Origin of the sequence: Clostridium estertheticum, from assembly GCF_026650985.1 — a bacterium.
GTDB classification, from domain to species: domain Bacteria; phylum Bacillota; class Clostridia; order Clostridiales; family Clostridiaceae; genus Clostridium_AD; species Clostridium_AD estertheticum_C.
The window spans coordinates 3019244-3032820 of record NZ_CP086239.1 but is presented as its reverse complement, the minus strand read 5'-3'; the positions used below and the strand labels follow the sequence as shown (position 1 = coordinate 3032820).

16 protein-coding genes and 1 pseudogene are annotated in these 13577 nt (G+C 28.5%); 12 read left to right on the top strand and 5 right to left on the bottom strand.

Annotated elements, in window-relative coordinates:
• Positions 1-104: 104 nt before the first annotated feature.
• The gene (locus LL038_RS14510) at positions 105-1010 is read right to left on the bottom strand and encodes a PhzF family phenazine biosynthesis protein (RefSeq protein ID WP_216127882.1); all 906 of its coding nucleotides are present in this window, start codon (positions 1008-1010) and stop codon (positions 105-107) included.
• Positions 1011-1030: 20 nt separating this feature from the next.
• Positions 1031-1903, bottom strand: a pseudogene (gene dapA, locus LL038_RS14505) (4-hydroxy-tetrahydrodipicolinate synthase).
• Between the two features lie 394 nt (positions 1904-2297).
• Between dapA and LL038_RS14500 the strand changes: the two are divergent.
• The gene (locus tag LL038_RS14500) at positions 2298-3185 is read left to right on the top strand and encodes a VOC family protein (protein ID WP_216127884.1); all 888 of its coding nucleotides are present in this window, start codon (positions 2298-2300) and stop codon (positions 3183-3185) included.
• Between the two features lie 94 nt (positions 3186-3279).
• On the opposite strand, the gene LL038_RS14495 is transcribed toward LL038_RS14500, so the two are convergent.
• Both LL038_RS14495 and LL038_RS14490 read right to left on the bottom strand, forming a co-directional pair.
• Complete coding sequence (locus LL038_RS14495; protein WP_216127886.1) at positions 3280-4149, bottom strand: methionyl aminopeptidase; 870 nt, start codon at positions 4147-4149, stop codon at positions 3280-3282.
• A 66-nt stretch (positions 4150-4215) separates the two neighbouring features.
• On the bottom strand, positions 4216-4896 hold the full coding sequence (locus LL038_RS14490) for a DUF5680 domain-containing protein (protein ID WP_216127888.1): 681 nt from the start codon (positions 4894-4896) through the stop codon (positions 4216-4218).
• Between the two features lie 209 nt (positions 4897-5105).
• On the opposite strand from LL038_RS14490, the gene LL038_RS14485 reads away from it, so the two are divergent.
• Positions 5106-5441, top strand: coding sequence for a hypothetical protein (locus LL038_RS14485; RefSeq protein WP_216127890.1), 336 nt, complete (start codon positions 5106-5108; stop codon positions 5439-5441).
• An 83-nt stretch (positions 5442-5524) separates the two neighbouring features.
• On the opposite strand, the gene LL038_RS14480 is transcribed toward LL038_RS14485, so the two are convergent.
• Positions 5525-5707 carry a hypothetical protein gene (locus LL038_RS14480; protein ID WP_216127892.1) on the bottom strand — a complete coding sequence of 61 codons (183 nt, stop codon included), beginning with the start codon at positions 5705-5707 and terminating at the stop codon, positions 5525-5527.
• A gap of 404 nt (positions 5708-6111) precedes the next feature.
• Between LL038_RS14480 and LL038_RS14475 the strand changes: the two genes are divergently transcribed.
• From LL038_RS14475 to LL038_RS14425, 10 genes are all read left to right on the top strand, one after another.
• The gene (locus LL038_RS14475) at positions 6112-6660 is read left to right on the top strand and encodes a hypothetical protein (RefSeq protein ID WP_216174175.1); all 549 of its coding nucleotides are present in this window, start codon (positions 6112-6114) and stop codon (positions 6658-6660) included.
• 515 nt (positions 6661-7175) lie between these two features.
• Positions 7176-7865 (top strand): DUF1287 domain-containing protein, encoded by a 690-nt coding sequence (locus LL038_RS14470; RefSeq protein WP_268055876.1) that lies wholly within the window; start codon positions 7176-7178, stop codon positions 7863-7865.
• 108 nt (positions 7866-7973) lie between these two features.
• Positions 7974-8282: a hypothetical protein gene (locus LL038_RS14465; RefSeq protein WP_216128229.1), complete on the top strand. Its 309-nt coding sequence runs from the start codon at positions 7974-7976 to the stop codon at positions 8280-8282.
• A gap of 311 nt (positions 8283-8593) precedes the next feature.
• Complete coding sequence (locus LL038_RS14460) at positions 8594-8758, top strand: hypothetical protein (protein WP_216122142.1); 165 nt, start codon at positions 8594-8596, stop codon at positions 8756-8758.
• A 308-nt stretch (positions 8759-9066) separates the two neighbouring features.
• Entirely contained in the window at positions 9067-9384 is a 318-nt protein-coding gene (locus tag LL038_RS14455) for a hypothetical protein (RefSeq protein WP_216122139.1), read from the top strand.
• A gap of 319 nt (positions 9385-9703) precedes the next feature.
• A complete protein-coding gene (locus LL038_RS14450; RefSeq protein WP_216122137.1) occupies positions 9704-10213 on the top strand; it encodes an RNA polymerase sigma factor in 510 nt (169 codons plus the stop codon).
• Positions 10200-11189 (top strand): anti sigma factor C-terminal domain-containing protein, encoded by a 990-nt coding sequence (locus LL038_RS14445; protein WP_216122135.1) that lies wholly within the window; start codon positions 10200-10202, stop codon positions 11187-11189. The genes LL038_RS14450 and LL038_RS14445 overlap by 14 nt, the downstream gene beginning before the upstream one ends.
• A gap of 380 nt (positions 11190-11569) precedes the next feature.
• Positions 11570-11947 carry a GntR family transcriptional regulator gene (locus LL038_RS14435; protein ID WP_216122131.1) on the top strand — a complete coding sequence of 126 codons (378 nt, stop codon included), beginning with the start codon at positions 11570-11572 and terminating at the stop codon, positions 11945-11947.
• An 8-nt stretch (positions 11948-11955) separates the two neighbouring features.
• The gene (locus LL038_RS14430) at positions 11956-12828 is read left to right on the top strand and encodes an ABC transporter ATP-binding protein (RefSeq protein ID WP_268056088.1); all 873 of its coding nucleotides are present in this window, start codon (positions 11956-11958) and stop codon (positions 12826-12828) included.
• The gene (locus LL038_RS14425; RefSeq protein WP_216122129.1) at positions 12821-13495 is read left to right on the top strand and encodes an ABC-2 transporter permease; all 675 of its coding nucleotides are present in this window, start codon (positions 12821-12823) and stop codon (positions 13493-13495) included. The genes LL038_RS14430 and LL038_RS14425 overlap by 8 nt, the downstream gene beginning before the upstream one ends.
• The last annotated feature ends 82 nt before the right edge of the window (positions 13496-13577 follow it).

Below are 13577 nucleotides of genomic sequence, written 5' to 3'. Positions count from 1 at the left end.
ATCAATTATATTTACAATTCCTTCGAAATGAGCAATAGACCCAAAGTGGAAGTAACTCAATTGGTATTGTGTTACATTCAGAATATCAATACTGATATTACTTTTTATATGTTGCTTATAATAAAATCACCTTGTATTATTACTTTACCTGTTCCTCCAATTTGGACTACAATATCATTTTGTTCCCTATAAGCATATATATCAATTTCACATGGAGCCTTTACTATGTATCCTTGCTCAGCTTTTATTGATATCATTTTTCTATCAGAATAATGATTATTCAACAAATATGCACCTACCGCTGCATTTCCAATACCACATGCGGCGTCTTCAATTCCCTCTCTTGGGCATATATTTCTTGTATGAATATCAAATGTGTCATCTTTAGTTTCAAAACAAAACACTTGTGCTTCTCTTACGCCAATAAGATTACATAGATTTTTTAATTGATTTATGTTCCTTTTAACTTTCATTAATCCCTCTAAAGATTTAATTGGCACAACTAAATGACCTAATCCAGTATTTATACATTGTATTGGTAAATCATTCATTATATCGTTATTATCAATTCCTAAAATTTCAGCTATTTTACATTTTTCTTGAATAATTGGTCCAAATTCAACAACTTGTTGCTTTAATTTAACAACAATATCATTATTACGTTCTTCAATACTAACTTCTTTTATTCCGTCCTTTGTCTTGATTAAATACTTATCTTTTATTATTGCACCTAGTGCTCCTTCTTTCGCAAGTGCAATAAATGCAGCAACTGTAGGGTGACCTGCAATTCCGACTTCATTTTCTGGAGTAAAATATCTAATATCAAAATCTATTCTTTCTTCATCACTTTCAGTGATATACACCGTTTCAACTAAATTAAGTTGACGCGCAATATTTTGCATAATAGAATCTTCTAATTCACCTTGATTACAAAATATAGCCGCGGCATTTCCACCTCGTCCATTATACGTAAAACTATTTATAACACAAAATTTTTTTGTCTCATTCATTTATATTCTATCCTTCCTTTTTACTTAATTAATTTAATTATTGTATTTAATTTTTTCTGTAATTCCTCAGTAATTTCTACTAAAGGTAACCTAACCTCCGAAGAATCTATTAATCCTAGCTTTTTCAAACAATATTTCAAAGGTGCTGGGTTAGGTTCTTGAAATAACATTGGAATAAATTCATATAATTCCTTCCAAGTTTCTAACGCTGCTTTGCTATTATTGCTTGTAATATCATTATATACTTTGATAAATCCTTCAGTATTAATATGTGCAGAGGCTAGAATACCTCCGTCTCCACCTAAACAAAGTGTTGTATAAAATAATGCATCTTCTCCAGTTAATATAGAAAAATTTTTAGGCTTATTTAAAATCAACGCTGTTGTTTGAGCAATATTTCAACTAGAATCTTTAATTCCAACTATATTATTTAACTCAGCTAATTTATAAATTGTAGTATTTTCAATATTTCTTCCAGTTCTATAAGGTATATTATATACAATAATATCTAAATAGGTTGCTTCTGAAATACTCTTGAAATGCTGAAAAATTCCTCTTTGATCCGGTCTAGAATAATAAGGCGAAACAGATAATATTCCATCTATTTTATATTTTTCTACTACCTTAAGCTTCTCTACTACTTTTTTGGTATTGTTTCCACCTAATCCAACATAAATAGGAACTGATCCATTTGTGTACTCAATAGTTTTTTCAATTATTTCTTCATACTCCAAATCTGAAATTGTGGGACCTTCACTAGTTGTTCCTAAAGGAATAAAGCCATGCACTCCTTTAGTCAAATAATAATCTATTAATTTTTTGTAAGAAACATAATCTACATTACCGTCTTTAAATGGTGTTACTAATGGAATAAAGACTCCCGATATAGCCATAGTTTACCTCCTAATATTTTTTACGTAATAATTTACGATTATGACATAAATATATGGTTAATTATACTATAATTTACTACAAATTCTATATAAGTAATTGAAATAAATCCTGGTATATAGAAAAAAAAGCACGTTATATATTAGGGATCAAAGAAATACAATGTCGTGAAAAACTTAACTTCACGATATTTGTTATGTAGGTTATCAGTAGCGAAAGTTAGAAAGAGACCTTGAGAGAGGATCTAAGAAGGCATTAAAAAAAGTTCAAAAGGAAATATTAAAGAGCGAAGGTTAATTGCATACGATTAAAGGCATAATAAATTAATTATACGAATTGCAGTAATAATGTAAAGCGTGAAATTTTTTATAATGATGATTAAGAAAGGAGAACAATATGCAAAAAATAGTTCCTCATTTATGGTACGACAAAGAAGCTAAAGAAGCAGCCGAGTTCTATATCAGTTTATTTGACGAATCAAAGATTTTAAACGTAACAGTTATTGGAGATACTCCTTCAGGAGATGCGGAAATTGTAAACTTTGAATTATCTGGGCAGCCATTCGCGGCAATAAGTGCAGGTCCTTACTTTAAATTTAACCCATCAATTTCCTTGATGGTAGCTTGTACATCTTTAGAGGAGGTTAATACTAAATGGAAAGCATTATCTGAAGGTGGCACTGAACTTATGCCACTGGGTGAATATCCATTTAGCAAGTGGTACGGCTGGATTCAAGATCGCTATGGGTTGTCTTGGCAGTTAATGCTTGTTGATAGTGGTGAAATGGTCCAGAAGATTACAACAAATTTACTTTTTTCAAATGATGCATGTGGGAAAGCCGAAGAAGCAGTGAAATATTACACTGAAGTTTTCGAAAACTCCCAAATAGGAATAATAAGCAAATATGGAAATGGTGAAGCAAAGTCATCAAAAGCTCGGATAAATTATGCTGCTTTTAAGCTTTGTGGTGTTGATTTTTCAGCAATGGATAATGGATTTGATGTAGAGTTCAATTTCAACGAGGCATTTTCACTCATTGTAAATTGTAATGATCAAAAGGAAATTGATTACTATTGGGATAAACTCTCTGCAATACCTGAGGCAGAGCAATGCGGTTGGGTCAAGGACAAATTTGGCTTATCGTGGCAAATTGTTCCATACAATATGGACGAAATCTTGCTTAATGGCACAAAAGATGAAATTAAAAGAGTGACAGAGGCTTTTCTCAAAATGAAAAAGTTTGACTTAAATGCCTTGGAAAAAGCACGGTTAGGGCATGAATGACGAATGTAGGCCCCTACACTAATTACCATTGAGTTACATTCGTTAGTTTTTACATAACAATGAGTCTTTAAAATATTGTTTTAAAGACTCATTGTTATTTCGATATTATTTCAATTCCATCTTCAGTTACGAGAATTGTATGCTCCCATTGTGCTGAAAGTGATCCATCGGCAGTAAATGCTGTCCAACCATTATCCTCATCTATGAATATTTCATGACTACCACCATTTATCATTGGTTCAATCGTAAATACCATTCCTGGTGCTAAAATCATATCTGTTCCTTTTGTTCCAAAATGAAAAACAAATGGATCCTCATGCATCTCTAGCCCAACTCCATGTCCTCCAAAATCCCTAACTACCGAGTATCCATTACTCTGCGCATATTCTTGCACCGCTGCGCCTATGTCACCTAAAAAGCTCCAAGGTTTTACTGTTTCTATTCCTTTAATTAAACATTCCTTACTTATTGCTACTATTTTTCTAGCTTCATCACTTACTTCTCCAATCATAAACATTCTTGACGCATCTGAATAATATCCATTAAGCATAGTAGTGGCATCAACATTTATAATATCACCATTTTTAAGTACTATATCCTCGCTTGGTATTCCATGACACACTTCATCATTAATTGATGTACAAATACTTTTGGGAAATCCATCATAATTAAGAGTAGCCGGAATTCCACCATGATATATTGTATATTCATGAGCTAGTTTATTAATTTCTTCTGTAGTCATTCCTTCTTTAATATTCTTACTAATTAAATCTAAAAGGCTATTATTGATTTTAGCACTTTTTCTGATCCCCTCAATTTGATCTTTATTTTTAATAAGATCTCTTGTTGGAACTATATAGCCTTGATTCTTCAAGGTTTCTAACTTATTATCAAAGTTTAAGTGGCAATTCTTATATTTTATTCCACTTCCACACCAGCATTTATTATTTCTACATAAATTCATTATACATTCTCCTATATTAAGATTAATTTAGATAAAAACAACTAAAAATAATATTTAATTAATCTGTTATTTAATAATTCCGCCATGAAAAAAGCACTCATACACTTTTGTATCATCAAAATAGATTTCCTCATATCCTTGAAACCACTTAAATTCTCCATTAACAATGCAATGATATTTATATTGCCCATCTTGATATACCATAGGTCCACGATAAGGATTTTCCTCTGGCACTAAACTTAATGCTTCTTTTAAAAATTTTCCTGAAAAACCTTTTCCAATAATTCTGGCTGTATAATTCATTGACCAAAATGGAATGTCATCTTCCCATAAAGCTTCTTCTCCTCCAAATTGATCTCTTCCTAAATAGGTATCAATATACTTTAGATTTCCTTCTGTATACTCTAAATCATGTGAATTAGGTCTTGAAGATTCAATTTCGAAACCATCTCCTGCATAGGTAGCTCTTTTGGCATTACGTAAAAATTCTACTATTTTTTCATGTGTAGAATCAACTTTTTTCTCTTTTATACATAAACGACAATTTTCTTCATAATCATTAACTAATTTATCAATACTTACTTTAAAGAAATCACTTAATGCAATTAGTCTTGCAATGTCAGGGTATGAATGCCCAACTTCCCACTTTGCAACTGCCTGCCTTGATATACCAAGCATTTCAGCTAATTTCTCTTGTGATAATCCTTTTTCTTTTCTAAGAATCTGCAATTGTTCCGGAAAACTCATTTCTAATCACCCCTAAATAAGTTTACTAAAAAAACAACCATATTGCTACCAATTAAACATAACATTTTTGTCAACTATAGGTTGCATTTGAATTTTGTTTCATCAAATTAGCCTTAATAAATTTAACCTAATTTTAAAAATATTTAATTTATGGAGTTTCTTTTAGCAATGAGTTTAATAGTAGCGCAATTAAGATACCAGCTTTAGCCGTGGATTTTACAGTACCCGAGTTTTCTATACTAATAGGATCTTCGGTTTATGAATTACAATATGCTAATGATTTTAAAAATGCAAATTCTATAAGTGAGGCTTTAATAAATAATGAAGAGGATATTTATATCCAAACAAGTAAGGGAACGTCGATTAGTAATTCTACTGGACTGACCGTTGCGAAAAGCCTAACAGATAATATTACAATAACAAACTTTAATGGTAAAGCTATTGAGAGTACAGAGTTTGAAGATAAGGCAGCACTGTTAATGGGTTCAATAAAGTATAAAATAAATGATACAAATTCTATAGCATTTACATTGAGTTACATTTAGTATATTAATACAAGTAACCCCACATCTATAAAGATATAGGGTTGTTTGTGATGAAACAGAAAAAAATTATGTAACTTTAAATATTAATTATCTTTTTTATTTTCTAATTTATTTAAAATAATATCTATCTTTTTCTCCATTTCTTTATTTCTATTAACATAATTTTTAAACCCTTGTATTGCTTTATATATCCCTATTATAATTGCAATTATTATAGCAAAGTTAATAATTGTAAAAACAATTGTAGTAGCTCTTGCACTTCCCATACAAAGCCTCCCTTTTATATTAAATCATAAAACATTTATTTAATTATACCATAATTACCATAAATTAAGTAGATTTACAATTCTTTAAAGATGAGTAATAGCCTCAAAGTGAGAGTAACTCAATTACTATTATGTTACATTCAAAGTATCAATATTAACTTAAAACAAGTAACCCAATATCTAATGATTTTTAAGTATTCCTATTTTAATATCATTATTAAAAATATTTAGTAACTAAATACATATTTGTTTATTTGATGTCATACACTAACACTACAAATTACCATTGTAATCTATACGCAAATTCAATAATAAAAGTATTGGAGATAGTCGGTAACAGCAAGAGACTTATAGGGACTACCTCAATGGTTATGAATAATTTAGAAATAGAAAGGAGAATTATTATGATTTCAAAGTATAAAAAGATAAATGTTAGAGGTATATTGTTAGAAATTGCTGTCGTCTTTACCATAGGTGCCTTAGGTATTGCACTAAACACTTCAAAAGTAATCCCAAACAATAATAATGTTGAAGCTTCAACATTAACTAAAGAAACTAAAGAAAGTAAAGAAATATCTAAAGAAAAAATAGCTATAATTAATCAAAAAACTGAACAATTAAAATCTTTAGAAATTCAAAACAAAAAAATTAATCAATCTAATACAGCAAAATGGTGTATAGTAATAAAGACAATGAAAGCACATCCAGAAAATTTTAATATTGCAAAACAAAAATCTATTACAGTCCAATCTGATATTATTACGGACCAAATTACGAAACTTATTTTATTTAATCAAGCATCAGGATATGATATAAATATAGATCATACACTAAATTTACCAACTCATGAAACGATAACTTACTTAGATAAAATGATTGGAATAACTTCTTATAGAAATAAAGAGATGAAAAATATTGAAAAGCAAATGGATATATTATCAAGTCTACTTTAGTTAACAAAAGAATTGATTAGCTAAAGTTGGCATAAAAGAAAAACAAATAGATGTTATATTGATCAAACACCTAAAATTTATTTTTAATAAAGTAAGTAAATAAGCAAAGAGCCTGAGTTAGTTTAAAAATACTAATTTCAGGTTCCTTTTATCTTATGTTAACAACAATTTAACGTAAAATTTAATACAATTCTATTCCTTAGTGAGAATAAATTACAAAGACTATGATTAATTAGCTCAGTAAGTAAGCCAACAACATATAAAGTTTAATTTTTTTCAAAATAAACGCCCCCTAACTATAAACCCATAATATTCTATAAGTTCGCCATGAATTATTTACTCAATTATACTACTATCGCATTATCTAAGAGGCAGAATAATAATGATAAAATGAATTAAAAAACGTCAAAAATTCGTATTTTATCAACCTAAAGTTCGTTTATTTCATAGTAAAGTTATGGAAGTTAGTTATATAGCCAAAGTTCGCTTTTGTAGATAAATGGGGAGGGGATATAGTGAAGAAAAAACTTGTTATACTTTTAATAATAGTTTCTTTAATATTAACTTTTACTTATAAATATATACCATTTAAAGCTATTATAGATGAATTTGTTTTTAATATATTTAAACCAAAATTTATTGTATCTGAAAATTTTTCTAAAGTTGATAATAACAAAAATGGAGTAGCAGATGTATTAGATATAGTTAATGGAGCTGATAAAGAGGTTCTTAATAAAACAAAATATATTAGTAATTATTATAGTGGTGGATACCCACCTGATAAAGAAGGGGTATGTACTGACGTAATTTGGAGAGGATTTAAAACTGCTAACATTAATTTAAAAGACCTTATTGATCAAGATATAAAAAGTAATATTAAACTTTATCCTAGAGTTGAAGGAAAGCCTGACCCTAATATTGATTTCAGGCGAGTGCCGAATCAAGATGTATTTTTCAGTAGATATGCGTTAAGTTTAACAACTAAAGTTAAAGCTAGAAATTCTGAAAATTTAAAAGAGTGGCAACCGGGTGATATTGTGATATTTGGGCAGGGACATGTGGGTATTATTTTTGATAAAAGAGATAAAAATGGCATTCCTTATGTTATTCATAATATCAAACCTCATGCAAGTATACTCAAGCTTTCTTATTTTACAACTCCTATACACGGTCATTATAGATGGAAATTTAAGAATAAAACGTAAAGTATAAAAATATCTTTTGTAAAATTGAAGGTTTAAGCCATATAAGAAATAAAAATTAAAGCTAAAGGAAATTTTTACTATTTTAAAATAGAGGGTGAGTGCAATTATATGGAGTTTATAGGAATAATGGCATTTATAATAGCAATTTCCAATATGGGGTTAAGCGACAAAGTTAAGAAGCTAAAAGCAGATGTCAAGAAAATCAACACATCAATAAAGGTGGAAATCGAGATGTCTAAAATACTTAAAGCGCTTGAGGGTAAAAGATGTACACTTTCAGTTATTGCAAAAGGTCCAGTAGATTGTGAAGTTATAAATGTGGATGACGAGTGGATGGAAGTAAAACAATTTTTAAAAAAAGATCAAAGTAAAATAATGATAATTAGAATTGAAAAAATAAATGATGTTGTCTATTAGTTTATTTTTTGATTTGAAGGAGGTGGAAATATGAATGAAGAATATTTAAGGGAAATTACGTGCATCTTTTGCCACCTCCAAAAATTTTTATCTCTTTATTATTGTATGCTTATGGGTGCCTGTGTGATCATGGATCGAAACACACAATATCTATTTAACCAAGGAAAACTAAAAGTGCGTGCAAGTTTTCGAAGTTGCTAATGATAGAATGTAGGAAGGTGTTAATAATAAGGTAATAGTTTATTATAATAGTATAATAGTATATTGGTATATAATATTATAATAAATAGTTTAAATTGGAGGTATTAGATATGGAAATTAAAAATAAAGAAATATATGACATTTTTTTAGGTTTATCATATAGTCAATTAAAGGATTTATTTAGTAAGGCAAAGAGTAAACAAGAGCAAGATTTTTATATGACGTTATCTAATATGGTTTTACAAAGAGAACAAGAAAGGGTAATAGGTAAATAATTATGTCAACTTACACAATATTCGCGGGCACAAATGGTGCTGGTAAAACTTCAATGTATAAGTCGATATATTTTTTAAGCAAGTAATTGATTTAAGAGATGGCGATATAATTTGGAAAGATAAAAATATGCCAAGTTGGACAGATGATTTATTAGATGAGTAGCTATTAAATATTATTATATTTAATAGCTACTTTTTTATGAAAATCTTCTTCTGAGGAGTATATTCCGAGTAATATACAATTATTTCAATATACTGATGGAGAATACAGTCTATTTGGTACAGTGCAAACTACTGCAGAACATTGTATGAGTATAAATATTTCAAAAGCTAAAGATGATATAAATGGAGTCTTTGTATCAGGCATTATGGGTATGCACAGCGGAGAGCAATCCCTCTATATAATTAAAGATGGAGAACTTACTCCGGCGATAGATGATATATATTCACTTTATCCTTCTAAAATTAAAGATATTGATGGACATGGGTTAATAGAACTCTCTTCTTTAGAAAGGGACCCTAATGATCCGTATTCTAGCAATGCAACGTGTTCTAAAATATTAACATGGTATAAATGGGATGGTGCAAGTGGTTTAACTACAGTAGAAAGTGGAGAAGGGGTGTAGATTTATCTTATTGAAATACATTCAATATAACAATTCAACACGATATGTTACATTGAAAGTGAAATTTTTAAGGAATAGGCAATAGATCCAATGTGAAAGTAACACAATTACTATTGAGTTACTTTCAGAATGCTAAAATATCGACTTACATACAGTAAGTTTTATAGTTAATAGGATAATATTGAGCTGATTTGATTGGTGTAACTATAATTTACGTGTTTTGATGTCGGTACCCTTATACAAATAAATATATAAATTTTGTATACATTTCCACATTATGATAGTCTTATGTATGAGTAGCTTTAGTGGGGAGGGTAAAATGAACTACGATGTTATTGAGCAACTATATATAAATCAACTTAGTATTATTTACAAATATCTAATAAACCTTGGATGTTCAAAGCCTGAAGCTGAGGATATTGTCCAAGAAACATTTACTAGGGCTATATTGTATATGGACGGTGTAATAGTAGAAAAACTCCCTTCATGGTTATTTACAGTAGCTACTAATATTTTTAGAACGTTTAAAAAAAGAAATAATAGACTAAGTTTTTATTTGGATGAGGAACGTTATTATAATAGTTTTTATAGCGAGGATGAAGTTGGAAACTCAATATTATCAGTGGAAAAGCGTGAATATGTTAAACAAACATTAGAAGATTTAAAAGAGCAATATAAAAATTTACTGATTATGAAATACCAAGCAGATTTAAGCTATAAACAAATCTCTATATTACTTGGTATCCCTGAAAATACAGTTAAGACATATCTCTATAGGGCAAGAGAAAAATTTAAGGAAAGGTGGAGGGATAATTATGAAAGAAGATAATATGGATTTTTTACTTGATAATGAAAAACTAAAAAAAGCATACAAAAAATCAAAAAAAATGAGTACCATTAGAATAATTATAATAGTTGTGTTATTGATAATACCACTATATATAGTTAATGTTATGATTGCGTCTAAAATGGGAACTAGATATTATACACAAGTCGAAAAAGTGCTTGAGGTTACAAATCCTAATGCTTATATTAGCAAGGAAAATGATGTTATTGGTTTTCTTGGTGCAAGTGTTCAATATACCGTCTCTAAAAGAATCGGTAGTTGGAAATCTGTAGATATATATGATCAAAATAGCAGTTATGGATTAGAATTTATTAATGGGATCAATCGCACTATGTCTTCAAATAGTGGTGGACAGAAGGCTGGTGAATGGCCAGTTAATTTTGATGGTTCAGGCAATTTAACTATGATGGTATTTCACCCAGATATTAAGTACAAGGAATATAAAAATGATTTAGCCTTACTTAATAAAGTAAGTTCTGACTCACTATTAGAAATGACTTTATCCTTTGATAAAAAGTATAGAATTAATGAAGTTTCAAATATTTTACCTAAAGTCGAAATATCTGAGCTATTAATTGATGGTTATACAGATAAGGAAATGAATGTTTATAAAAAGCAAGCTTCTGAATATGACGGAAAATCTGCATTTATTCAAGAGTTCAATTTTATAGGATTTAAGACATCTAATGGATTTAATTATGATCCGGATGAAGTATCAAATAATTATGGGAAGTTTTTAAATAATCTTCAGTTTAAATTTAAGGATACTACTTATAAAAAAAAGTTTAGTGATATTTATTCTGTGCTAAAGAATAAGGATCAATTAAAAGCAAACAAATTAGATTTAATAGGCGTAGTGGTTTATGGTAGTCCAGAGGAATTGCAGAAGTTAAAGTTAAATCCGCATATAAGAGCATCGAGTGTCGGTATTATAACTAAGGATATTATTTTTAAATAATTGCAACCAAGACTTAAAAAAGTTTCTAGACAAACAATTAGTTCAATAGAAACAGGTAAATTTAATCCAAATGCAAAATTAGTATTAATATTTTGCATTTCATTAGATAAAGAATTTGAATATTTATTTTACTTTGAATAAGCAATAGACTCAATGTGAATGTAACTCAATTACATTTGTGTTACTTTCAGGTTATCAATACGAGATTAACAAAATAACCCTATATTTGATTATATGGGGTTATTGGTGACGACATAAATATTCGCAGTAGCAATCTTTTCTATTTATTATGTTGACATAAGCGAAAAAAAGCATATACTGTGTACATACGGTTAATACAGTTAACACAGTTATACATACTTCCTTAAAGGAGACTTAAAATGAAAATAATAATCTCAAACTCAGCTGATGAGCCGATATATGAACAAATTACAACACAGATAAAAAATAATATTTTTAACGAACAATTAAATGAAGGTGATGCGCTTCCCTCTATTAGGAATTTAGCTATTGAACTTCGAATTAGTGTCAGTACAACTAAAAGGGCTTATGAAAAGCTTGAAATGGAAGGCTTTATAAACACTGTACCTGGGAAAGGATCCTATGTAGCAGGGCAAAACAAAGAGTTATTGAGGGAAAGAAAGATAAAAATTATTGAAGATAAATTAACAGAGGCTATTGAAGAAAGCAAATTTATTGATTTGTCTTTAGACGATTTGAAAAAATTACTTGATATTTTATCTGAAAATACTAAATAGGGGTGGGGATTAATACGGATAATATTTTAGAAGTCAAAAATTTAACCAAAAACTATAAAGATTTTACTTTAAAAGATATAAATTTTGAATTGAAAAAAGGTTATATTATGGGATTTATAGGACCAAATGGTTCAGGCAAAAGTACTACAATAAATCTGATAATGAATTTAATTAAAAAAGATTCAGGAGATGTCAAAATTTTTGGTCTTGATAACATAAAAAGTGAAAAGGATATTAAACAGAGAATAGGTTTTGTATACGATGAAACATACTGTTATGAAAATTTAAAATTAATTGAAATGAAGAATATAATAGCTCGGTTCTATAAAAATTGGGATGATAATGCATTTAGTAAATATCTTTTAGATTTTAACTTACCTAAAAATAAAAAGATAAAAGAATTGTCAAAAGGTATGAAAATAAAATATTCTCTTGCTATTGCACTTTCACATAAAGCTGAACTTATTTTAATGGATGAACCAACTTCAGGGTTGGATCCAATATTTAGAAGTGAATTATTACAAATTCTTCGGTTTATCATTCAAGATGAAAATAAGAGTATATTTTTTTCAACGCATATAACTACAGATTTAGAGAAGGTGGCTGATTCAATCACCTTTATTAATAATGGCAAGATAGTTTTTTCTGATTCTAAAGATGATATATTAGAAAAATACAAAATGGTGAAAGGTGATCGATCACTTATAACTGATAATATAAAACGAGAATTTATTGGAATAAATGAAAGTTCTTTTGGATTTGAAGCTTTAACTGACAACGCTGAAAGAATAAAAAAGGTTATTGGTAAAGACATTTTAATTGAAAGAGCAAGTTTAGAGGATATTATGGTTTATACGGTTAAGGGAGGTAGGAATGGTTAACTTAGTTCTAAAGGATATTCTTATGCAGAAAAAAAGTACTAAGGATTTAATGATAGCAATCTTATTAAATTTTATTATCATTTGTATTCTACAATTTCTAGGAGCTGCATCTGTTTATATTTTAACACCATCTATATTTGCAATTTCATTAATTACAAGCAGTTGCGGATTTGGTGAAAGAAATGATGTTGATAGGATGATTAACAGTTTGCCAGTAAGCCGAAAAGAAATAGTTATTAGCAAATATTTATCTAGTTTTATTTTTCTTATTATTGGAATTGCTATTACTATACTATTTGCTTCTATAATCAAATTTTCTGGACTTAGCCATATTAATAGATTTATGAATTTAACTGATATAATAATAGTTTCAATTTTTACTGTTGCTTATAGCTGCGTATATTTACCCATTTATCTATGGCTTGGATACTTAAAATCACAATTGATTAACAAGATTTTAAATTATTTTATGTTTATTTGTGTAGCTATAACAGTTGTGCTAGTTACTGTCATTGACAATGGGACTGCAAAAGACTCTATAATGAATTTTGTGATTTTGCCTAATTTTGAATTATTTATGGTTATATCATTTATATGTTTCTCAATCATATTAATTTCAATATCAATTTTTACTTCATTCAAAATTTATATTAATAAGGATTTATAAATTAAATAATAAGTTTAAAAACTTATTAAAATTCGATATTTGGGGGTAGTAAATTGTTAATAGCAACTATTACAGATTATAT